The following is a 24,762-nucleotide window of genomic DNA, read 5'->3' as shown; positions in this document are numbered from 1 at the left end:
TTATATTTTCTTTTAATAATTATACTTATAAAACCCTTTTATTACAAGTTCCTTTGTAATATTTCTTTAATTTACATTGTTAAAAGTAAAAATGTGTATAAGACTTTTAAGTTATCTTATACACATTTAAATTCAAATCATGCAGATACTTATTTTACAACTTCTACAAACATATCGAAATCTTCACCATTTATTTTGCATCTGTTGTATTCTTTATTTGCATTATATACAACTTCAACTGATAATGTTTCTTTCTTTATTTCTTCCTCAAATTTCTTAACTATTGCTTCAAGCATTGAATTTGATGAAACATAAAGTTTTATTTTATCAGCTACTTCAAATCCACTTTCTTTTCTCATATTCTGTACTTTACTTAAAATTTCTCTAAGATTTCCAGCTTCTCTTAATTCTTCAGTAATATTTGTATCTAACACTACTCCTATAGTTCCTTCTCCAGCAAATGCAAAACCTTCAAGTCCTTGCATTGTAACAAGTAAGTTTTCTTCATTTAATTCTATCTCATTGTCATCAATATAGATTATTACAGTTTTTCCTTCTCTCATTTTCTGTGCAAGTTCCATTTGGTTAATTGCTGAAATTTCTTTTCTTATTTGAGGTATTAATTTTCCATACTTCTTTCCTATTACAGGTAAGTTTGGTTTTATATCAAAGTTAACATATTTAGATAAATCAGCACCAAATATTACTTCATTTACATTTAGCTCATCCTTTATAATATCTCCATAGTATTCTGGAAGAGATTTTGAACTTATAAGCATTTCTGAAAGAGGCTGTCTGTTCTTAATATTAGCTGAGTTTCTAGCACTTCTTCCTAATCTAACTACCTTATACGCTTCTTCCATATCTTCTTCTAGCTTTTTATCTACAAAGTTTTCATTATACTCAGGCCACTTGCATAAATGTAAACTCTCTACTGCATCTTTATCAATATTAACTACAAGATTTTGATATATTTCTTCTGTCATAAATGGTACAAATGGAGCTGCTATCTTTATCAATGTAGTAATAACTTTATATAAAGTTACATATGCTCCTATTTTATCATCACCTAAATTTTCACTCCAAAATCTTGCTCTATTTCTTCTAACATACCAATTAGAAAGTTCATCTACAAAGTCTCCAATATTAGTAGCTGCTTGAGTAATTCTATAGTTATCTAAATGATCTTCTGTTTCCTTAATCAATGAATTTAATCTTGATATAACCCATTTATCCATTACATTATCGCTTACAAAGTCTTTATAATCTAAAGGATTAAATTTATCTATATCTGCATATAACACATAGAATGAATATACATTCCATAAGGTTCCTAAGAACTTTCTCTGACTTTCTTGTACAGCTTCTTCGTAGAATCTTGATGGAAGCCATGGTGCACTTGCAGTATAGAAATACCATCTGGTTGCATCAGCGCCTTCATTTTCAATCACTGTAGTAGGACTTAATACATTTCCCTTATGCTTTGACATTTTTAAACCATGCTTGTCAAGTACATGCCCTAACACTACACAATTTTCAAATGGGCTCTTATCAAATATTACTGTAGATATAGCCATTAATGTATAAAACCATCCTCTAGTTTGATCTACAGCTTCTGAAATAAATTGTGCTGGGAAGTTTTGTTCAAATAGTTCCTTATTTTCAAATGGGTAGTGATGCTGAGCAAAAGGCATTGATCCTGAATCAAACCAACAATCAATTACTTCTGTAACTCTTGTCATTTCTTTTCCACAATGTGGGCATCTTAATTTTACATTATCTATATATGGCTTATGAAGTTCTATATTTTCTGGTACATCTATTCCTTTTTGCTTAAGTTCTTCTATACTTCCTATACATTCTTTATGACCACAGTCACATTCCCATATTGGAAGTGGAGTACCCCAATATCTTTCTCTACTTAAACCCCAGTCTATAACATTTTCAACAAAGTTTCCAAATCTTCCTGTTCTAATATTATCAGGATACCAATTTGTATTATTTGTATTCTTAACTAATTTATCTCTTAAAGATGACATTTTTATAAACCAAGTTTGTCTTGGATAATATAATAATGGTGTATCACATCTCCAGCAAAATGGGTATGAGTGAGTAAATTTTTCTGCTTTATATAATATATTTTTTTCCTTTAAGTATTCTATAACCTTAGGATCTGCATCTTTTACAAACATGCCCTTCCATGGTGTAACTGCATCCACAAATTTTCCTTCTGTATCCACAAGGTTAACTAATGGTATATCATTTTGCTTACATACTAAGTTATCATCTTCACCAAATGCAGGTGCAATATGAACTATTCCTGTACCATCTGTTAATGTTACATAATCTCCATGAATTACATAATGTGCTTTTCCTTCAAAAGTTGCAAAATTAAACATAGGTTCATATTCTACGCCTAATAATTCTTCTCCATTAAACTTTCTTAAAACTTCATATTCACCTTCAAGTTTTCCTAAAAGTGCTTCTGCTAAAATTAAATGCTCATCATTATTTATAACTTCTACATATTCGTATTTTTTATTTATTGCTAATGCCATATTACTTGGAAGTGTCCAAGGTGTAGTTGTCCAAGCTAAAATATATTTATCTTCATTTTTAACTTTAAACTTAACAAAAACTGATGTTTCTTTTACATCTTTATATCCTTGTGAAACTTCATGTGAAGAAAGGGCTGTTCCACATCTTGGGCAGTATGGTACTATTTTATGGCCTTTATATAAAAGATCTTTATCCCATATGCTCTTTAATGCCCACCAAACTGATTCTATATAATTATTATCATAAGTTATATAAGGTTTTTCCATGTCAACCCAGTAACCCACACTTTTAGTCATTTCTTCCCATTGGCTCACATATGTAAAAACGCTGCCTTTACATTTTTTTATGAAGTCTTCTACTCCATATTCTTCAATCTGAGGTTTTCCTGAAATACCAAGAGTTTTTTCAACCTCAAGTTCAACTGGAAGTCCATGAGTATCCCAACCAGCTTTTCTAAGTACTTTGTAACCTTTCATAACCTTATATCTAGGAATTAAATCCTTCATTACTCTTGTTAATACATGCCCTACATGGGGTTTTCCATTAGCTGTTGGTGGTCCATCATAAAAAGTAAAATATTCTCCGTCCTCATTTAAATCAAAGTTTTTCTTAATTATATTCCTAGTATCCCAGAACTTCATTACATCTTTTTCCATGTCCACAAAACTTCTAGAATTATCAATTTTTTTGTACATATTTTTAGCCCCTTTCTACTTTATTATGTAATTTTTTACTATTCTAATTTTTTTATACTTGTTTATAAATATTTACAATATAAAAAAACTTCATCCAAAATAGGACGAAGTTTATATTCGTTATACCACCTATGGGTAAAAATTTTAAGCACAATCATACTCTATCCTTTAACGCAGGATAACGAAAAAACTTACTAAAGCACTAAAACTTATTCTGCTTTTTAACTCCCAGGGGATTTTCTTTAAACTTTTTCTGTGAATTTTCACCATTCTTCACTCTCTGTAAGTAACTTGGTTTAAATACTTTTCCTGTTCAACATCTTTAATTTAATATATTTTAAATTTTTATTACAATTTCTTTTTATTATATTATAAGGCTTTTTAGTTGTCAATTATTTAATAAAAATTTTGCTATTTTCCAACACATTTCAATATTCCATCAGCAATAGCTTGCGCAAATTTTTGTCTATATTCATCACTACTCAATTTCGCAGCATCTGAAGGATTTGTTAGGAATCCTAATTCCGTTAATACTGCTGATGCATTTGTATGCTTTACGACATACAGCCAATTACCATCCTTTAAACCTCTATCATATGTACCTATTTCATTTACAATACTATTTTGTATAGCTTGTGCTAACTTAGTTGCTTCTGGATTATCTTGGTTTACCAAAGTCTCTGTGCCATATGCTGATGATGAATCAAAAGAATTACAGTGAATGGCCACAAAATACTTGGCATTTGCATTATTTGATACATCACAACGCTGTTGTAAACTAGTTGTAACCTCCATAGGAATTGATCTTTCATCCTGCGTTCTTGTATATACTACCTTTATTCCATGATTCTCAAGTATCTTTCCTAATCTTAACCCCACTGATAGTGTGACATCATCTTCCTGCAATCCATTTATACCACTAGCTCCTGTATCCTTTCCCCTACCATGTCCTGGATCAATACATATTATTGTACCTGAATCTGGCGTTGGTACTGGAGTTGGTATTGGAACTGGAGTTGGCGCTACTACTGTTAAAACAAGTTTCACAGTTTTACTATATCCTGCCACTGTTCCTTCATAAGTATGACTTCCTGCAGTAGATGTATCTACTTTTTTACTATTCCAAATTACAGGAACCTTTTTGCTGTTTCCATCACTCATGGATGCTGTCATATTTAAAGGAAGATCATATGCACCACCCTGATTAACAGATGCAGTAATGTCAGAAACTGATTTTACAGTAACATTTTTACTGACTAAACTTAAAGATTTTAAAATTGCATTTGCTATATCATTAGCACTTTTATTTTGAAAGTCGCTTGTAGCTAAAGCTGAACTTTCTTCTGCATTACTCATAAATCCTAGTTCAACCATTATAGCACTTCCATTAGTTCCTCTTAATATTTCATGCTGTGGCAAACCTACTTTTATTCCTCTATTATTAAATCCAGTATTACTAACAAGTTCACCTTGAACTGATTGTGCTAACTGTTTTGCCACATTATCTGAATCCCTATAATAAGTTTCTATACCTTTAGTTGATGGATTTTCTGGATATGTATTGCAGCGTATGCTTATAAAATAGTCAGCTTTTGCATTATTAGCTATAGTAAAACGTGATTTTAAGTCATTGTCACTATTCCAAGATACATTATCACTAGTTCTTGTATATACTACCTTTACCCCACTATTTTCCAACGCTTTCCCTAATTTTAAAGCAACTGCTAAATCTATATCCTTTTCTTTTACACCTGAAGCCGAAACATGTCCTGCATCATTTCCACCATGTGCTGCATCAATGCAAACAGTATATGCATTATTTGTATTATTGACACTCTTAGTTGAAAATTCCATTTTCTCAGCTTGTGTTAGTTTCTTACCTGATGAAGATTTTATATTATTTATAGCTAAACTATATTTTTTTCCATACTGATATTGTACCTTTGGTGAAACTATCACTGACTTATTGTCACTACCTATAGTTAGACTTACTGGAACTGTTTGTCCACTTTCATCTTTTACTATAAAATTAGATTCACTTATAGTACTTTTATCTATCTCCTTATTAAACTTCACTGTCCATGATTTATTTATATCTACCCCATTTCTTACTCCACTACTAACAGAATCATCTGCCTTTACATTTGTAAATGTACCAAACATACATAGAACTAGAAAGAGGCCAAAAACTACAAGTATGCTTGATCTTTTGAATTTCAAAAAACCACCTCCAAATTTATATTAATATTATATTATTCGTACTTTTTCTATCATACATTACCATTATTATAATATAAAAAAGTCAGTTGTACACTTAAAAACTTTTTTTATAGTTAATTTTGGTGTATAAATATATATAGATAAAAAAAGCTATAATATAAATATATATATACAATAATATTTTTTAAAAGGGGTGTTATTTTTATGATAATAACTTGGCTTGGTCACTCATCTTTCTTAATAGAAGATTCTCATGGAAGAAAGGTTTTAACAGATCCTTTTGATAAAAGTGTTGGATACAAATTATTTGAAGGAGATGTGGACTTGGTTACAGTAAGTCATCATCACTTTGATCATGATTACACTGAAAAAATAAAATATGACAATTTAGTAGATAAATCAGGTTTTTTTAATTTATCTGATATTCCAGTAACGGGTATTCCTTCTTATCATGATAAAGTTAAGGGGGCCAAAAGAGGTGAAAACGTAATTTTTATTTTAGATATAGATGGTTATAAAGTTTGTCATCTCGGAGACTTAGGATATGTTTTATCTCAAGAGGAGATTGAAAACTTAGGACACATAGATGTACTACTTATACCTATAGGTGGTAATTACACTATAAACGGTAAAGAAGCATCTGAAGTAGCAAAAGCTATAAATAGTCCTATTATCATTCCTATGCACTATAAAACTCCTTTACTTTCTTTTGAACTAGAAGGTTTAGAAAACTTCTTAACTTATATGAAAAACGGCGAAAAAGTAGGTGGCAACAAACTAGTCATAGAAGGTCCATTGGAAAATAAAAGTATTGTTAAGATTTTAAATTTTAATTAGAGATTATACATATCTCTAATTAAAATTCTAAGGTTATTATTTGTTTCATATTTAAAGTTTTTTTAACATCTATAATCCTCTGATTACTAGAACCCCTGTACTTCAAGTTATTACTTTTCTTATCTTCTTCAAACTTTCCATCAACTAACACATCTATATTATTTAATAGTTGTTCCCAGCCTTCATGTTCATTCCTATGTTCAAATATATATTCAAAAGTATATCCTGTATAACACCATATATTTAAATTAGTTTCTTTTATTTTTTCAGCCAGATATGAAAATTCACTTGCTTGTTCAAAAGGATCTCCTCCTGAAAAGGTTACACCTTTCAACATAGGATTCTTTCTTATATCATCCAGCAGTTCATCCATATCTCTAAGTTCACCACCATCATAACAATGAGTGCTTGGATTAAAACAGCCTTTGCAATTATGTTTACATCCTTGTGAAAATAATACACGTCTTAGACCAGGACCATTCACTAAGCTTTCATAAATTATTCCTGATAGTCTTATACTTTTATCTAAACTCATTTCAATCCCTCCAAGTCTGACTTTTAGTTTAAAAGACAGAGATATAACTTCTCTGTCTTTACATAAATAATATCATTTAATAAGCATGCTTATTACTACCTTGCGATAGTCTGTCTGCTCTTTCTGCTACTTTTCCTGATCCAAACCTTTCATCTAAGGAAAGATATCCTGTTACTCTTGATATCCCCTGTATGTTATCACTTCCACATTTAGGACAACTCTCTTCATCATGAAGGTATGTTCCACAACATCTGCAATATCTTATATGAAAGTTAATACCCATATAACTTATATTTGTATTATCATAAGCATAATTTAATATATCCATTATAGTTTCTGCTGTAGGATAGTCATCTAATTCTATATAGCTTATATGTCCAGCATTACATAACTTATGATAAGGTGCCTCTATATCAATTTTATCTTTTATGGATATAGGAAACCCTACTGGTATATGATAAGAATTAGTATAATAATCTTTATCAGTTACTCCTTTTATATTTCCGAATATTTTTTGGTCTTGAACTATAAACTTACCACTTAAACCTTCTGCTGGAGTAGCATAGCAGCTCCAATTTAAGTGAGTTTCTTCTATTAATTTATCCATGTAACTTCTAATATGGGAGACTATCTCTACCCCTAATTTTCTAGAATTTTCATCTTCACCATGATGTTTACCTGTTAAGGCTATTAAAGTTTCAGCTAATCCTATAAATCCCACAGACCATGTTCCTTGCTTTAATATTGGCTCTATAGAGTCATCAGGTTCTAAGTTTTCAGATCCTTTCATAAGTCCTTGACCAGCTACAAAAGGTAAATCTTTAACTCTTAATCTCTTAAGTATGCTGTATCTATGCATTAGAGCTTCTTTTGCAAGTTCTAATTTGCCGTCCAAAAGTTTAAAAAACTTACTTATATCTTTTTTTGCTACAATTCCAAGCCTAGGTAAATTTATAGTAGTTGGCGCTATATTTCCTCTACCTTTTGTTCCCGGTTCTCCATTTACATTAGCACATACATAAGTTCTACATCCCATGGTAGCAGGAACTACACCTTGGTCATAATAAAATTTATTAAAATCTGCATCTAAATTCATAAAAGTAGGATTCATTCTTTTTGCAGCTACTCTACAAGCTAACTTAAACAAGTAGTAATAAGGATCTCCTTGTTCCTTATTTACACCTTTCTTTACCCTAAATATTATATTAGGGAAAATAGGCTGTTCTCCCATTCCTAAACCTTTTTCATATTCTGTTAAAAATACTTCGCAAACTAATGCTGAATCATCAGAATTAGGTATGCCAATATTTATAGAACTAAAAGGCACTTGTGAACCAGCTCTTGAATGCATGGTATTTAAATTATAAACAATTCCCTGCATTGATTGCTCTACAGCTCTTCTAAGCTTTTTTTCCACAAGGTTATTTACTTTTTCCTCATCTATACCTAACCCTGTAAGTTCATTCCTTATTTCTTTTCTTGTAGGTTCTATAAACACTCCCATATCATTATCAAAATCTGGATGAGACTGTCCTCCAAACATATCATTTTGAGTTGACTGCAAAAGTATACATGAAAGTTCTGCTGCTGACTCTATTCTTCTAGGAGGTCTTATATTTCCATAACCTGTATTAAAACCTCTTGTTAGTATTTCTCTTGTAGGTATATGTAAACAGTTGGTAGTTAAATTATAACTATCTAAATCGTGATAGTATATGTCGCCATTTTCATGTGCCTTAGCTAAATATTTAGGCATAATAGATAAGTTGTGCCACTTATTTGATTCACTGGCTATCCTAAGCAGCTTTGAGCTAAAATTATTACCTACATTTGCATTATCCCTATCGGTTTCTACTCCTATTTTTTCAATAGCTTTCATCAAATCAGATTTTATTTCTCTGATTTTATTTCTTTCTTTTCTATAATTACAATAAGCTGTTCCAATTTCTCTGTAGTCATTTTCTAAAAGTGTTTTTTCAACAAAGTTTTGTATTTGTTCCACATTTATTTCATTAGCATCAAGTTCTTCTAATTGTTTTATAACTTTTTGCGTTAGTTCTATAAATTCACTTTCCTTTAAATCATAACCTATTTCTTCTGAAGAGCCCTTTATGGCATTAGTTATTTTTATAGAGTCAAACTCTACTTCTCTGCCATCTCTCTTCACAACATGTAGCATACAACATTCCTCCAAACTACAATATATTGTGTCAAGCACGTTGATATTATACTATGGGAAAATTTTTTAGGCAATTTTTTAATTAGGGTTAAGGCTATATTAAAACAATTTAGTTTTACTTACCTCTAAATTCTTTTGTTTTTTACTAAACATTATGATTTGATATTTAAATTTTATCAGATATTTTTTTATTTTATTGAATAATTAACTAGTAAATGCAAAAAATATCATAGAGGTGACTTCTATGATTGGAAAAATTATTGATATAAATTTTACAGATGCCTTTGTAAATTTCGAAGATGGAACAACACTAGACATTGGAATTTCACATTTACCACCTAATTCCAAAATAGGCGATTCTGTAAATGTTAATCCTAATTCTATTAAAATGAAAAATGATAAACTCATAGATTTATTTTAATTCATTGAAATATTTGGAAATATGTATTATAATAATTTTATTAAGGTAGTGCTAGGGGTGCCTCTTTGAGGCTGAGAGATAAAATATTTTATTAACCCTTGTACCTGATCTGGATAATACCAGCGTAGGAAAGCGATAATACATGTAACTTTCTAATGTATAATCAATTTTATACATTCTTCTTATTTTCAGTATTCAGGTACCTCTTAGCACAAAGGAGGTATTTCATGTCACTTAGTAAAAATCTTTTAGAAATTGTTTCACACCCAACATCCTTATTTGCTCTTTTAGCTCTAATATTATTTATACTTTTCATTGCAAAAGTAAAAAATGTAAAATTTAATACTCATCTTATTACTCAAATAGGAATTGCTTTAGCTTTAGCAACAATACTTAAGATTTTTAGAATTTATCACCTTCCTCAAGGTGGAAGTGTAACATTAGGCAGTATGATTCCTATTATTTTAATGGCTTTGCTTTATGGTCCTGAAGTAGGCTTTATTACAGGTTTTCTATATGGCATAATAACACTTATTCTAGATCCATATATTCTTCAGCCAGTTCAAGTTTTATTCGATTATCCTTTGCCATTTATGGCTTTAGGACTAGCTGGATACTTTAAGAATAATAAACTACTGGCTACCTTTGTCGCGGTGTTTGGGCGTTTCATATGTCACTTTATATCTGGGTTAGTGTTCTTTGGAAGTTTTGCTCCAAAAGGTATGTCTCCTGCAGTGTACTCACTTATGTCAAATGGTATTTTCTTAAGTATAGAAGGTGCTATATGTTTAGTAATCATTGCAGCATTACCGATAAAACAGCTATCTGCAATGGCAACTAAAAAAATCCCTCAAAATTAAAAATAAGAAAGCCTTAAGCTTTCTTCAGGCTGTTGATAAACATATTTTGTCAGCAGCCTTTTAAATTTTTAGCCCGATAGGGCTTTTTTTTAATTCAAAAAGGATTTTAAGATTTTGTGTAGAATTAATATAATATCAGATTTTTTAAGGAGTTAACTATTATGATTAAAGAAAATAATTCTGCACAGCAACAATTAGAGTTAGTATATATAGAAAATTTAGTTCCCAAAGATCATATCTTAAGGAAAATTGATAAATATATAGATTTTTCATTTATAAGAGATTTAACTAAGGACTTCTATTGTCCTGATAATGGACGACCAGCAATTCAGCCAGTAGTTTTATTCAAAATGTTATTTATAGGTTACTTATTTGCAATAAGATCAGAGCGACAGCTCGTGAAAGAAATTGAAGTAAATGTAGCTTATCGCTGGTTTTTAGGATTTTCATTAACAGATAAAATCCCAAGTCATTCTACTATAAGCCAAAATAGAATAACAAGATTTAAGGATACAAATATATACCAAGAAATCTTCGATAATATTGTATTTCAAGCAATAAATAAAAAATTGGTAGATGGTAAAATTCTATATACAGATTCTACACATTTGAAAGCTAACGCTAATAAAAACAAGTTTACAAAAGAACAAATTACACAATCAACCAAAGACTATTTTAATGAGTTAGAAGAAGACATTAATAAGGATAGAGTAGCTCATGGAAAACAACCTCTAAAAAAAAAGATAAAATAGAAAAAACTAAAGAAATTAAGACCAGTACTACAGACCCTGATAGTGGCTATATGCATAGGGATGGAAAACCAAAAGGATTTTTTTATTTAGATCATAGAACTGTAGATGGAAAGTATAACATAATAACAGATGTTTATGTAACGCCTGGTAACATAAATGATGTAGATCCTTATATAGAAAGACTAGATGTTCAAATTAAAAAGTTTAATTTGCAAACTAAATATGTTGGAGCCGATGCTGGTTATTCTACTAATAATATTTGTAAACAAATATTTGAACGAGAACTAAAAGCAGTTATGGGCTATAGACGTAGTCCTCATGTAAAAGGTAAATTTACTAAATTTAGATTCCAATATGTTAAAGAACAAGATGTATATTATTGTCCAGATTTAAGAGCATTAGAATATAGAACTACTAACCGTGATGGTTATAGAGAATATGTATGTAAAATCGAGTACTGCAGCCAATGCAATAAAAAAGAAATTTGCTTATCAGATAAAAGCAAAAGAAAAGTTGTTTATCGCCATGTCTGGGAAGATTACAAGGATGAAGTAATCAAATTTACTAAGACTGATAAAGGAAAATGGCTATATAAAAGAAGAAAAGAAACTATCGAGCGTAGCTTTGCAGATTCAAAAAATCTCCATGGTCTGCGCTATTGTCGCATGCGTGGAATTAAAAAAGTTTCTGAACAATGTTTGTTAACAGCAGCAGTTCAGAATATGAAAAAGATAGCCAGGGTGCTATCGCACCTATTTTTGCAATTTTTAAAGAATTCACTAACCAATTTATGGATAACATTCTCTTTTTATATGCTACCGCATAAATATTTAAGACAAAATTAAACCCAGCACTTTAAAAATGCTGGGTTTATGAACAATCTGAAGAAAGCCTTAAGCTTTCTTATTTTTTTACATTATCCTATTTTTTAAGTTATTTATTAATTCTTCATATTCATCTGATTTTGATAAAAATTCCTCTACTGTACCATTCTCCATACTTTCAACTAAATCTAAATTTATAGGCATTTCTGCAAGAAGTGGTACTCCTAAATGTTCAGCATGCTCTTGAGCAGACTTTTTACTAAATACATTTATTTTTTCTCCACACTTTTCACATTTAATATAGGACATATTTTCTACTACGCCAATTACACTTACTCCCATTTTTTGAGCCATAATAATTACTTTTTTAACTATCATTGATACCATATCTTGAGGTGTAGAAACTACAACCATTCCTTCTAGTGGTAACTCTTGCATTATAGTTAATGCAATATCTCCTGTTCCTGGTGGCATATCTATAAGAAGATAGTCTAATTCATCCCATTCAGTATCTGTATACATTTGTTTTAATACTCCTGTAATGACTGGTCCTCTCCATATAACTGGTTGTTCTTCTTCCTCTGTTAAAAGATTTAAGGATATAACCTTAATTCCAGTTGAAGTTTCTACAGGTCTAAACTTTATTTCTTCACTGTCTCCTACCTGAAGCATGTCTGCTCTCTCATTATTTATACCAAAAAATCTAGGCATTGAAGGACCTGTTATATCACCATCTAGCACTCCAACTTTATGTCCTTCCTTACTTAACTTGGCTGCCAATATACCTGTAACAGTTGACTTACCAACGCCACCTTTTCCACTTATAACACCTATTATATGCTTTATCTTACCATATTTAGGCTCTAATTTATTATTACACCCTACTCCTGCACTATTGCAGTTTCCTTTGCTTGAACAACTATCACAATTACTCATTGCTGCTTCCTCCCTGTGATATAAAAATTTATTTATAAACTTTATAAACATGCTTAAACAAATTAAAATTTATCAGGTTTAGTATCTGTAATATTGAAATTCCAACCATTCTTATATTCATCAACTATATAATATTTTTTTTCAGTTTTTGATTTTTTATCCCATAAATTCACAATGCCTTTATACATTGTAGTTTTATAACCTTCAGTACTTATTGTTAACCATATATCATAATTTTCCTTATCTTTATCTGCTACTGATACATTTTTAAATTTACTGCTTAAATCACTATTAAAATCTTGCAAATCTGTAGATAATATAAATTTAGCGGAATTTATATCACTTTTTAAGTTTATACCAACACTTTTATCTTTATTATCACCTTTTAAATATTGATCTAAAACATTAGTTATAGATTTATAATAAACCTCTTTAAAATTCTTTGGTTTTCTTATATTCCAATAATTGTTTATTATATTACTATCTATTCTTTTAGATATAATATATGTTTTTCCATCACCATAAAAATTACCTGAATCCTTTTTATCCAAGCCTATAATATAATTAAATTTATGTACCTTATTATTTCCCTCATCCATTTCAAATGTATAATCAGGTTCCAATGAGGATTTTTGGCTTGCCCCTTTTGCAGTAGATAAAACATCATATATTTCATTGATAACATTCTTATCTGTAACTGTAAATCTAAATCCTTGATCCCTTGTGTTTTGTATTACTATTTTCTCTATCTTACCTTGTTTTATGTACTCAAAATCATTATTTTTAAGTCCAACCTTAACCTTAAGATCGTTAATTTTGCTACATCCAGATGCAGTAAAACAAAATAATAAAACCATAAATATAATCATGATTTTACTATTTTTTATTTTTCTAATTCCCATTTTCACACAATTCCCTCCTGAACCTTAAGAACTTCTATATACCTTTATTTTTAATCTACTTATATTATAAAGAACTATTTCAAATACCAAGGCAAATATACTTATAAATTGTGATGTAGAAAACATGCTTACATTTCCTCTCTACCATAATACAATAAAAAAAATGCAAGTGCAAAACATATCCCAAAAATTTAAAAAATATCAACAATATTATAGCACATAAAAAAACTGCGATGCAGTTTTTTTAATTCGCAGTTTATTCATTATTCTTTATAATCAAAAGTCTGTACTATAGTTTTAAATATTGTTGGCATGCTTTCTTTAAAGTTATCTTCTGATACAAAAAAAGAAAATCTGATAAACTTATCTTTATTTTTTATAAAGTATTCATATCCTTTATAAGCCTTATTATTAGATGTAATTATAGTATACTCAACTAAATATCCATCTTTATTGTTTATTTTAATTGGTTTTATTTCGTAACTCTTATATAAATTTTGCTCACTAGATATTTTCTTGCTTTCCTCTAAAAAAGCTTTTAAATCCGTATTTAAATTCCATACTTCTACAAACCCATGAATCTTTAAATCTTTAGTATTAAAATCATTATGATATATAATTTCATTGCCGGGAAATTTTTGTTCTTTAGCAGCCCATTCTGCAGGCAATTTATAAGTAAACTTTTTATCTAATGCTTCATATTGTACTAAAGAATTTATATTATTCTGTATTAATGCAGTAAACTTAAGCCTTGCATCAAAATGCTTCTCTAAACTAAATAAAACAAGCATTAGACCAATTATAATTATAGTTACCCCTAACCTTTTCCTATTTATTATTATTACCTTCATCTTAATACCACCTTATATTTCAAATAAGAGTTTTTATTTAATTATATGAAAATAGTACTAGAAATATTAAATATCCCCAGTACTATACTTTCTCCATATTATTTCTTTACTGGTATCATGATAGTAGATGTTTTAAAATCATAGAACATAAGCCAGTAGCCTAGAGCCTCTTCTCTCTCATCATCAACATTTAAAGGCATCCATGTAACAAATCCAGATCTACCACCATATGGTTGGTCCATCTTAGATTTAGTTCCTGCTATACCATATACAAGATATTTCATTCCTCCATCTTTATTAAGCTTATATCCTATTATATAATGCTTATGTTTTATTATATACTGGTAATAATTCATCATAGGATAATATATCATTGAGTACCTGTTATAATCGGCCATATCGTACATAGATTTTGGTGAATTCACAGGTACCTTATACCACTTACATCTTTTTATTTCAGAACAAATTTCTCCCATGGATTCAAATCCTTGTACTAAATTTCTAAAAAAGCTGTTTTCATCCATTTGAGGATAATCTTCATTTCTTTTTGGATTTATGTTCACATCTTTTTTACTTTGTTTTCTTGCTGTGTATTCACGTTTTTCTATTCCATAGTTACCTTTTTCCATACCATATTTTTTATTCTCATTCTCTTGATTATTAATATTGTTTTTCTCACTTATATTAACCTTTTTATTTATATTCTCTTCTACTTTTGCATTGTCTTTTTTATTTACAATTGGTCCTTCTTTTACATTATCCTTTTTAATTATGTCCACTTTTTCTTTTATGTTATCTTGTTTATTTATGACTTCTTCCTTTTTATTATCTTTTTTTGTTACCTTTATTTCTTCTTTTACATTATCCTTTTTTGCTGCATTTGCCTCTTCTTTTATAATATCCTTTTTTATAATATCCTTCTTCACATTATTTTCTTTATTTATATATTGTTCTTTTTTAGAATTATCTTCTTTAGGTACAATTTTAACATTTTCTATTTCTTTAGTTTTATTTTCTTCTTTTAATGATTCTATGTTTTCTTCATATTTGTCAAACATACTGTTAGGAGTATCAACTACTTTTTCTTCCTTTTCCTTCTCAACCTTTAAGTCAACCATAGCAAATGTCTTCCAATCAGGTATTTCAGTGCTTGCGAATCCACTCATAACAGGTATTATATTTGAATCTAAAAATTTAACTATAGCTGCACCAGAAATCTTATCCATGGATATACCCGTACCAGCTATATTATCTGCTAAATATTCATGACAAATATCTGCTCTGCCATAATCATCTATGTTTATTTGTGATATTTTTATTACCTTCCTTATATCCTTCTTATTACAAATTAAAAGCATATAATAAGGAGCACTTTCTTTTTTTAAGTTTTGTACATAATACGATACTTTGCACTTATCATTTTTCAGCTCCAATTTTGCGTACCCAGAAGCTACTTTGTCGGAAGATATTGAATACCCTTTTTCATCTTCTTGTAATATTATAAAATACCTACTATAACTCTTTTTTTGAGCCAACTTCCTATACCTCCATATATTTTATTCATTATAATATATGAAGTAAAATTAAAAAAGTGAACAACTAGTTGTATAATATTGTAAAAAGATTATTGTAATTCATATATACAATCTGATAATTTTGCAAATTCTTCTAGAGATAAAGTCTCTCCTCTTCTTTTAAGATCAATGTTTGCATCAATAAATGCCTTTTCTAAGCTTTCCTTTTTCATTCCTAAACTTTTAAGTCCATTCCAAAGAGTTTTTCTTCTCATGTTAAAAGAACTTCTTACTACTTTAAAGAATAATTCTTTACTTTTAACTTTTACTTTAGGTTCTAAAAGTTTAGTTAATTTTATAACTATAGAATCTACTTTAGGTCTAGGTACAAAGGAATCGCAGCTTACTTTTCTAACTATTTCTACATCACAATAATATTGTACAAGTATGGAGAGTGCCCCATATTCTTTTGTACTAGGTTTTGCAGCAATTCTTTCACCTACTTCTTTTTGAATCATTATAGTTAAAGATTCAAATTTATAATTTTCCTTCAACAATTTTGATATTATTGGCGTAGTAACATAATAAGGCAAATTAGCTACTACCTTAGTGCTTTTTTCTTCTCCTATAAGCTCATTAAAGTCTACCTTTAATGCATCTTTATGTACTAGTTCAAAATTATTAAATTCCTTAAGTTCTTCATTTAAAATAGGTATTAAATCAGAATCTAATTCAATAGCATAAACTTTTTTTGCTTTTTTTAAAAGTTCTTTTGTTAAAGTTCCAACTCCAGGACCTATTTCTATTACTAAATCATCTTTACTAACATTAGAATTATCAACTATATCTTGCAAAACAGAATTATCTATTAAAAAATTCTGTCCTAAACTTTTTGAAAACTTAAATCCATACTTTTTTACTATATCCTTTGTAGACAAACTTTCCATATTATTTCTCCTTATTTATCTTTTTTATGGCCTGTATAAATTCTTCCCTGCTAATTCCATAATTATTAAGCCTTGTTAAAAACTGAGCTGAGTTGCAATAACCTATTCCAAGTTCTTTTCCAAGAAGTTCTCTCTTTTCTTTTGATTTATTGTTTCCTGTAAGTTCAAAAAAAATCATATCATTTATATCAAAGTTAGATACTTTTTCTTTTACTTCACATTTAGCATTCTCTAGAGCTCTTATTATTACTTCTGGTTCAGCATTTTCTACACCTATATCCCCATTTTTCATTCCATCCTTTTGAGCTATATAAGCGTGTTTTATTCCTTTAACTCTTTTAGATATAATTCTTCTTATTTTTTCTCCTGCAAAATCAGGATCAGTAAAAACTATTACGCCTTGTCGTCTTTGTGCTTCTTTTATTCTTGCTATAACTTTAGCGTTAATACCAAATCCACCCACTGCTATAATTTCTGCATCTACGGCTCTTTTTACTGCAGTAATATCATCTCTTCCTTCAACAACAATAACTTCTTTAATCATATACTCTTATTGACCTAAAAATAAAAATACTAAGTCAACATCCTCCTTTTCTATTTTATTATATTCATTTAATATACAGAAAAAAATAGGAGCTTTTGCTCCTATTTAACTAAATACACATTAACCCATCTTACACCCCAATTATCTGCCTCTGAACTGGAATCAAAGAATAAATCTACTCTGTCACCCTTTATAGCTCCACCTGTATCTTCAGCAACAGCATATCCATATCCCTCAATATAAAGTTTAGTACCAAGGGGTATAACTCTTGGATCAACTGCTACGGAGCTATAGCTGCCTACATTTCTCTTAGCTACAGTACCTGTAGCTGTGATTCCAAAATAAGGATCCCCAGGACTTTTGCCTGTGCTCTCATAATCTGAGGTATAGCCAGTAGCTCTCATCCTCATAACTGTTGTATAAGGAATACTGGCACCACGTGAAGGTGTGTAAACATTTAAAGCTCCCATGGCTACAATCTTTTGAACTGGTTGCTTTTTAACAGTCTCACTTATTACTTTTCTTGAAATCTCTTTACCATTTTCATAAACAACTCTAGTTAATGTTTCTTTTTCTCCAGCTTTTCCTTCTTGCACTACTTTATTATTACCTTGCTCCATATCTTCATCTTTTTTTACAACTGTGGCATAATCTAGTGGTTTAACTTCCTTAACATCTTTTGTCTCAACTCTTGTTACCACTACCTTTAGTCCTTCATTTACAGTTGAACTTTTACTTGGATATATTTTATCAGATTGATGAATTGTTATTTTTTCTGCTTGCAACATTTTTTCAATATTGTCTTCTGCAGATTTTATATCCAACTTCTTTCCATCTACAGCAATTTGAACATTTACTGCTTTCTTTATGGATATTTTTGAGCCATCTTCAACCTTACTGTCAAGACTAATCGTGGTCTTATCCTTTGGTCCTACAGTTATACCATTATTACTCAAAGCACTTTTATAAGTACTACTTAAAGTCGTTATTTTTTTATCTTTACCGTCTATAGAAACTGTGATTGTCTTTCTTGCGCTGCTAATCAATACTACAAAAACTATTAAAACTATTAAAGTCAAGTAGATATACTTAGCATTAGGACCATTGGAAAAATACTTTTTAAAATAGCCTTTTAATTTTTCCACCATAAAAATACCTCCTTCTGGTAAGAACGACATTCCTAATTATAAGTGCAATGACGAATTCTGTCAAATATCGCCTTAACATTTTAGACCATGTAATGCAAATTTTTGCATAAAACTTAATAATAAAATATTTATGATAGCACTTTTTATTAATGGTCTATATTAAATATTTTTGGTGGAATTTTTATAAAACTTATTATATTATATGAGACAAATTAACATATAATACCTAAATGTAAAATTAATAAAAAATTAAAAAATTGCAACTTAATTTTACACTATTATCCTATATTTAGCAACCTCTTGATGTTTAAGATAGTTTTACAGCTCACTTCCTCACTACTTATACCTTTAATTTCGGCTATTTTATTTATTATGTGAGCTATATATTCTGATCTATTTCTTTTACCTCTAAAAGGAACAGGTGCCATGTAAGGACAATCAGTCTCCACTAATATTTTATCAAGTGGAACTTCTTTTACTACATCTAAAACCTTTTTGGCATTTTTAAATGTTACTACTCCGGTAAATCCTATGTAATATCCAAGCTTTAAACATTCTCTTGCAAATTCTACACTACCAGAAAAGCAGTGTATTTCACCTCTAACCTCTGGAAACATTTTTATAATATCTAACGTATCTCCATGAGCATCTCTATCATGTATAATTACAGGTAAATTTAATTCTCTTGCAAGTTCCATCTGTTTTATAAAAGCATTTTTTTGAATCTCTCTTGCAGGATTTTCCTCATAATAGTAATCAAGTCCTATTTCCCCTATTGCCTTAACTTTAGTATTTTTAGCTAACTCCTTTAATTCAATAATCACTTCCGCTGTTAATTGATCAGCATGCTCGGGATGAATTCCAACTGCTGCATAAAAAAAGTCATGCTTATTTGCCAGCTCTACTGAAGCTCTAGTTCCTTCTATAGATGCTCCACAATTTAGTACTCCTTTTATTCCATTTTGTCTTAATTCATTTATTATGGATTGTCTATCCTCATCAAATTGTTCATCATCATAATGTGCATGAGCATCAAATATGTTTATTTTACCATCAGTTAATTTTATATTATCATCCATTGTATCTCTCCATTCATAAACTTAAGCATATTTTTTCTTATGGATATATTTTAACCTCCCATTCATAAGTAAATCAATTTTAATCATGATATTAAAAAAGTCTTATCCGGATTTATCTGGAGTTTAAACTCCTCCTAAGTCAAGCTTCACTTGATTAATTGTATTATTAAATACTAGATGACTAAAATTTTGCAATTGCATATTTCCATTTTATTACATTTATTTTTATAGTCAACTTTTTTTTATTATAATATAAGCGATTTTTTTAACAAAATCTAATCTTTTCTCAATTATAATTAGTTTTATACCATTGATGATGAATTATTATAAAAAAAACTAAAAATGACTATTTATCCGAAATTTCTTCAAAATAAATAATCATTTTTAGTACTAAGTTTAAACTTTTTACTGAACTGTATTTATACCTATCTTACAATACTGCCTGTAGGAAGTTCTGATTCAATAGTAGCTGTAATTAACTTACTATCATCATCTGTAGATGCTGCTAATATCATTCCCTGAGAAAGTTCTCCTCTTAATTTTACAGGTTTCAAATTTGCAACTAATATTACATTTTTACCTACTAATTCTTCTGGTTTATAGAATTTAGCTATTCCTGAAACCACTTGTCTCTCCTCGCCACCTAAATCTACCTTCAGCTTAAGAAGTTTTTTAGCACCTTTTACTGGTTCACATGCTAATACCTTAGCTATTCTTAAATCTATCTTTTCAAAATCATCAATTGTTATTTCTTCTTTCAATGGCTGCATTTTAGGTCTATTAGCTGCAGCTTGTTGTTCCTTAAGTTTATTTAATTCCTCAATTTTTTCATCTACATCTATTCTTGGGAATAAAAGTTCTCCCTTATTTACTTTTGATCCTGCTTTAGTTCCATCAAAAGATGTTAAGCTATCCCAAGTTATAACTTCAGCATTTAATTGTTTGTTTATCTTCTCACTAGTATCAGGTAAGAATGCTGATAGACATACTGAAACTATTCTTAATGATTCCAATAAATTATAAAGCACAGTTCCTAATCTTTCCTTTTTACTTTCATCTTTTGCAAGTATCCAAGGAGTAGTCTCATCTATATATTTATTCGCTCTTCCAATAAGCTCCCATATGCAATCTAATGCTTCTGGAATTCTCAAATTATCTATACACTGTTCTGCAGCTTTAGGAGTATTTAGCGCAACTTTTATAAGCTCATCATCTATTGCTTCCTTAGCTGTTGGAGCTGGAATTGTCCCTCCAAAATACTTTTCTACCATTGCACAAGTTCTTGATAATAGATTTCCTAAATCATTAGCTAAATCCGAATTTATCTTCTTTATAAATATTTCATTATTAAATAATCCATCTGCTCCAAATGGTATTTCTCTTAATAGATAATATCTTACAGGATCTGCGCCAAAATGATTTACCAAAAGTACAGGATCTACCACATTTCCTTTAGATTTTGACATTTTTCCTCCATCTACTAGAAGCCAACCATGGCCAAATACCTGCTTTGGTAGTGGAAGACCTAATGCCATAAGCATAATTGGCCAATAAATTGTATGGAATCTTAATATATCTTTACCTACTAAGTGAACATCTGCTGGCCAATACTTATTATACAAATCTGAATTACTGCTTCCATATCCAAGAGCTGTTATATAGTTTGATAGAGCATCTACCCATACATATATAACATGCTTCTCATCAAAAGTTACTGGTATTCCCCAGTCAAAAGAAGTCCTTGAAACACAGAGATCCTGTAGACCTGGTTTTAAGAAATTATTTATCATTTCATTCTTTCTTGATTCTGGTTGAATAAACTCTGGATGACTTTCTATATACTCTATAAGCTTAGGAGCATATTTCGACATTTTGAAAAAATATGCTTCTTCTTTAGCTTTTTCAACAGGTCTTCCACAATCAGGACACTTTCCATCTACAGCCTGAGTTTCTGTCCAGAAAGATTCACAAGGTGTACAATACCAGCCTTCATAAGAACCTTTATATATATCTCCTTGATCATATAGCTTTTTAAACATATCTTGAACTGCTTTTACATGATAATCATCTGTAGTTCTTATAAACTTATCATAGCTTACATTCATAATTTCCCAAAGATCTTTTATACCAGCAACTATTTCATCAACATAAGCTTTAGGAGTTACACCTTTTGCTTCTGCTAATCTTTGAATTTTTTGTCCATGTTCATCTGTACCTGTTAAAAACATTACATCATATCCTGTAAGTCTTTTAAATCTTGCTAATGCATCAGCAGCAATTGTAGTATATGTATTACCTATATGAAGCTTTGCTGATGGATAATAAATTGGCGTTGTAATGTAATATGGTTTTTTACACATTTTTTATTCCTCCCTAAAAACTTATAAATTTCTAATAAAAAAACCTCTATATGAAGTAAGTTCTTCATATAGAGGTGCATATAAACACTTTACCACTCTATTTTATCTTTATTTCACAATAAAGATCTCAGTAAGTAACTCAAGTCATCATAAGAAGACCTTTTATTACTCTGCATCATAACGGTTGCCTCCGTGTTATCCTAATACAATTTCAAATAACCTGCTCTGGAGCCATGTTCATAAACTATTTTATTATCGGCTTTCACCTAATCCGACTCTCTTTAAATACTTTCATTTATTACTCTTTCCTTCACAGCATTTCAATTTTTATAATATTCCATATTTTTAGTTCTGTCAATAGCATTTTATCTAATTTTTAAATAATTTTATCATCTTTAATTTCATCATATTTTTTCTTTACAGATTTTAAGTCTTCCCAAAACAATACTTTTTTATTCTCATCTCTAAATAAAGCTGCTGGATGAAAAGTAGCAATAATATAACATCCTTTTCTTTCAATCCACTTTCCTCTATCTCTTGTTATTCTAAAATCATTTCCTAAAATGTATTTCATGGCAGTTGCTCCTAAGCAAACTATAATTTTCGGTTTAATTAAAGCTACTTGATTTCTCAAATAAGGTAAACATGCTTCAGCCTCATTTTCATATGGCACTCTATTATTATCTGGTCTACATTTACATACATTGCATATATAATAATCATTTTCTCTTATTAAATCCAATGCTGTAAGTCCTTTAGTTAAAAGTTGTCCTGCTCTACCAACAAAAGGCAAACCAATTCTATCCTCATCAGCCCCTGGAGCTTCTCCTACAAAAACGATTTTTCCTCTAGAATTTCCATCTCCAAACACCATATTAGTTCTCTTATTCCCCAAATCACATTTATTACATTGTAAACATTCTTCATATAACTCTCGCCATTTTAACAACCTAACCACCTCTTACTCATAATCACCGCTTAGAATGTGCTTAAATTTAATATAACATTTCGTGTTTTAAGTACATTTTTCTTAGTATTGTTTTATTTTATAAAATGAAGTACCATTTATATTATACTACATTAATTTTCATTACTAAAAATCTATTATTTTTTAATATGTCTCATGGAGGTACTAAATGTTATATCGCAATACTATAAAAGATGTATTAAATCTTGCACTTCCTGCAGTAGGTGAAATGATTCTCTATATGATGATATGGGTATTTGATACTATGATGGTAGGCCAATATGGAGGTAACATAGCTGTTAGTTCTGTTGGATTAAGCTCTGAAATAATATATACATTTTCGAATATATTCATAGCTATGGGTTTATCTGTAGGTATTACTTCATTAGTTGCCAGACAAATAGGCTCTAAGAAATTTCAACTAGCAGAAGAATACTCATCCATAGGATTTTTAGTAGCTTTTATTATAGCTTTTATCATATTTTTATTAATATTCTTCTTTTGTGGTAACATGCTAAAAATGGCAGGTGCAACAAAAGAAGTAATATATAGTGGCAAAATATTCATGAAAATAGTTTCCATAGGAATTATTTTTTATATGCTTATGAATGTATTAAATGCAATTTTAAGGGGCTGCGGAAATACAAAAACTCCTTTAATAGCTTCTATACTAGTTAATGTAATAACGCTAAGTTTGGACTGGCTATTAATTTTTGGTCACTATGGTTTTCCAGAACTAGGTATAAAGGGAGCTGCAATAGCTACTGCTTCAGCTCAAATATCAGGATTTATATTTATACTTTTCTATATAATGAAAAAATCTAAAATTAGACCTAGACTAAAATATATATTAAAGCTTAATTCCAAAAATCTAAAGGAATTATTAAAATTAAGTATTCCAGCGTCTTTTCAAGAAGCAGCTTTTTCTACAAGCAGATTATTATGCGTATTCATAATAATGCATCTTGGAAACATAGCTTTTGCTGCTAATCAAATAGTAACCACTATAGAATCAGTTTCATATATGCCTGGATGGGGATTTGCCATAGCTGCAACTACTTTATCAGGTCACAAATTTGGAGAAAAAAACTTTAAGAAATCTAAGGAATATGCCCATACTTGTATGGTACTAGGTGTTATATTAATGGGTTTTTGCGCCATTTTATATTTAACCTTTCCTAGATTTCTAATAAAACTTTTTATAAATTCAAAAGAACAAGAAGTTATTAGACTAGGAAGTCTATGCCTTATGGTAGCCGCTGCAGAGCAAGTTCCTATGGCAGTTTCCATGATACTTGGAGGTGCTCTTAAAGGAATAGGAGATACTAAAACACCTTTTCTAATCTCACTAGTTTCTAGTTGGATAATACGATTACCTTTAATGTTTTATTTCATATTTGTATTAAAGGTTTCTGTAGTATATGTATGGTGGATTACCGCTATTCAATGGATATTTGAAGGTATAACTATGTTTATCCTATTTAAAAAGAAATTTAGGTCACTTTCAAAACAAGCAGAAGCTTAAATTTCATAATCTGAGCATAATGCGACACAGGGTGCAGTGGAAGTTTGAGTTTTAACTTTTACTACGTGATATATGATAAGTGTGTAATCACGGCTAAATGTTTTAAT

19 protein-coding genes, 1 riboswitch and 2 other annotated features are annotated in these 24,762 nt (G+C 29.7%); of the genes, 5 read left to right on the top strand and 14 right to left on the bottom strand.

Annotation, left to right across the window (positions count from 1 at the left end; genetic code table 11):
• Positions 1-149: 149 nt before the first annotated feature.
• On the bottom strand, positions 150-3,254 hold the full coding sequence (gene ileS / locus Ccar_RS21345) for an isoleucine--tRNA ligase (protein ID WP_048030399.1): 3,105 nt from the start codon (positions 3,252-3,254) through the stop codon (positions 150-152).
• Between the two features lie 97 nt (positions 3,255-3,351).
• Positions 3,352-3,580 (bottom strand) — a binding site (T-box leader).
• A gap of 85 nt (positions 3,581-3,665) precedes the next feature.
• The gene (locus Ccar_RS21340; RefSeq protein ID WP_007063997.1) at positions 3,666-5,474 is read right to left on the bottom strand and encodes an N-acetylmuramoyl-L-alanine amidase; all 1,809 of its coding nucleotides are present in this window, start codon (positions 5,472-5,474) and stop codon (positions 3,666-3,668) included.
• Positions 5,475-5,678: 204 nt separating this feature from the next.
• Between Ccar_RS21340 and Ccar_RS21335 the strand changes: the two genes are divergently transcribed.
• Positions 5,679-6,311, top strand: coding sequence for an MBL fold metallo-hydrolase (locus Ccar_RS21335; RefSeq protein WP_007063998.1), 633 nt, complete (start codon positions 5,679-5,681; stop codon positions 6,309-6,311).
• 19 nt (positions 6,312-6,330) lie between these two features.
• Here the strand turns inward: Ccar_RS21335 and nrdG are convergent, their stop codons facing one another.
• Positions 6,331-6,846, bottom strand: a complete 516-nt coding sequence (nrdG, locus tag Ccar_RS21330; RefSeq protein ID WP_007063999.1) for an anaerobic ribonucleoside-triphosphate reductase activating protein — start codon at positions 6,844-6,846, stop codon at positions 6,331-6,333.
• Between the two features lie 76 nt (positions 6,847-6,922).
• Complete coding sequence (locus Ccar_RS21325; RefSeq protein WP_007064000.1) at positions 6,923-9,025, bottom strand: anaerobic ribonucleoside triphosphate reductase; 2,103 nt, start codon at positions 9,023-9,025, stop codon at positions 6,923-6,925.
• A 244-nt stretch (positions 9,026-9,269) separates the two neighbouring features.
• Between Ccar_RS21325 and Ccar_RS27155 the strand changes: the two genes are divergently transcribed.
• The 3 genes from Ccar_RS27155 (at position 9,270) to Ccar_RS21315 (ending at position 11,903) form a co-directional block, all read left to right on the top strand.
• Positions 9,270-9,446, top strand: coding sequence for a hypothetical protein (locus Ccar_RS27155; RefSeq protein WP_007064001.1), 177 nt, complete (start codon positions 9,270-9,272; stop codon positions 9,444-9,446).
• A 43-nt stretch (positions 9,447-9,489) separates the two neighbouring features.
• A riboswitch (TPP riboswitch) is annotated at positions 9,490-9,594 on the top strand.
• A gap of 79 nt (positions 9,595-9,673) precedes the next feature.
• Positions 9,674-10,306, top strand: coding sequence for an energy-coupled thiamine transporter ThiT (gene thiT / locus Ccar_RS21320; RefSeq protein WP_007064002.1), 633 nt, complete (start codon positions 9,674-9,676; stop codon positions 10,304-10,306).
• 161 nt (positions 10,307-10,467) lie between these two features.
• Positions 10,468-11,903 (top strand): IS1182 family transposase gene (locus Ccar_RS21315; protein WP_423230832.1). Its coding sequence is split into 2 segments (ribosomal slippage): positions 10,468-11,050 and positions 11,050-11,903, totalling 1,437 coding nucleotides; the frame shifts between segments, so codons are not numbered across the junction.
• A gap of 66 nt (positions 11,904-11,969) precedes the next feature.
• Here Ccar_RS21315 and Ccar_RS21310 read toward each other — a convergent pair.
• From Ccar_RS21310 to Ccar_RS21265, 10 genes are all read right to left on the bottom strand, one after another.
• Positions 11,970-12,818, bottom strand: coding sequence for an Mrp/NBP35 family ATP-binding protein (locus Ccar_RS21310; RefSeq protein WP_007063542.1), 849 nt, complete (start codon positions 12,816-12,818; stop codon positions 11,970-11,972).
• 62 nt (positions 12,819-12,880) lie between these two features.
• On the bottom strand, positions 12,881-13,720 hold the full coding sequence (locus Ccar_RS21305; RefSeq protein ID WP_035775255.1) for a YhfM domain-containing protein: 840 nt from the start codon (positions 13,718-13,720) through the stop codon (positions 12,881-12,883).
• A gap of 263 nt (positions 13,721-13,983) precedes the next feature.
• Positions 13,984-14,571, bottom strand: a complete 588-nt coding sequence (locus Ccar_RS21300) for a PsbP-related protein (protein ID WP_048030396.1) — start codon at positions 14,569-14,571, stop codon at positions 13,984-13,986.
• A gap of 98 nt (positions 14,572-14,669) precedes the next feature.
• Complete coding sequence (locus tag Ccar_RS21295; protein ID WP_048030393.1) at positions 14,670-16,106, bottom strand: hypothetical protein; 1,437 nt, start codon at positions 16,104-16,106, stop codon at positions 14,670-14,672.
• Between the two features lie 89 nt (positions 16,107-16,195).
• Positions 16,196-17,023, bottom strand: coding sequence for a 16S rRNA (adenine(1518)-N(6)/adenine(1519)-N(6))-dimethyltransferase RsmA (gene rsmA / locus Ccar_RS21290; RefSeq protein ID WP_278184479.1), 828 nt, complete (start codon positions 17,021-17,023; stop codon positions 16,196-16,198).
• 10 nt (positions 17,024-17,033) lie between these two features.
• On the bottom strand, positions 17,034-17,576 hold the full coding sequence (gene rnmV, locus Ccar_RS21285; protein WP_007063535.1) for a ribonuclease M5: 543 nt from the start codon (positions 17,574-17,576) through the stop codon (positions 17,034-17,036).
• Between the two features lie 101 nt (positions 17,577-17,677).
• Positions 17,678-18,724, bottom strand: coding sequence for a 3D domain-containing protein (locus Ccar_RS21280; protein ID WP_007063534.1), 1,047 nt, complete (start codon positions 18,722-18,724; stop codon positions 17,678-17,680).
• Positions 18,725-19,002: 278 nt separating this feature from the next.
• The gene (locus Ccar_RS21275; RefSeq protein ID WP_007063533.1) at positions 19,003-19,803 is read right to left on the bottom strand and encodes a TatD family hydrolase; all 801 of its coding nucleotides are present in this window, start codon (positions 19,801-19,803) and stop codon (positions 19,003-19,005) included.
• A gap of 425 nt (positions 19,804-20,228) precedes the next feature.
• Positions 20,229-22,163, bottom strand: a complete 1,935-nt coding sequence (metG, locus tag Ccar_RS21270; RefSeq protein ID WP_048030391.1) for a methionine--tRNA ligase — start codon at positions 22,161-22,163, stop codon at positions 20,229-20,231.
• A 67-nt stretch (positions 22,164-22,230) separates the two neighbouring features.
• Positions 22,231-22,486: a binding site (T-box leader), on the bottom strand.
• Between the two features lie 53 nt (positions 22,487-22,539).
• Complete coding sequence (locus tag Ccar_RS21265) at positions 22,540-23,112, bottom strand: uracil-DNA glycosylase (protein ID WP_007063530.1); 573 nt, start codon at positions 23,110-23,112, stop codon at positions 22,540-22,542.
• Between the two features lie 187 nt (positions 23,113-23,299).
• On the opposite strand from Ccar_RS21265, the gene Ccar_RS21260 reads away from it, so the two are divergent.
• Positions 23,300-24,655 (top strand): MATE family efflux transporter, encoded by a 1,356-nt coding sequence (locus tag Ccar_RS21260; protein ID WP_007063529.1) that lies wholly within the window; start codon positions 23,300-23,302, stop codon positions 24,653-24,655.
• The last annotated feature ends 107 nt before the right edge of the window (positions 24,656-24,762 follow it).

Origin of the sequence: Clostridium carboxidivorans P7 (assembly GCF_001038625.1) — a bacterium.
Taxonomy (GTDB): domain Bacteria; phylum Bacillota; class Clostridia; order Clostridiales; family Clostridiaceae; genus Clostridium_AM; species Clostridium_AM carboxidivorans.
This window is presented reverse-complemented; position numbering and strand designations above follow the sequence as displayed.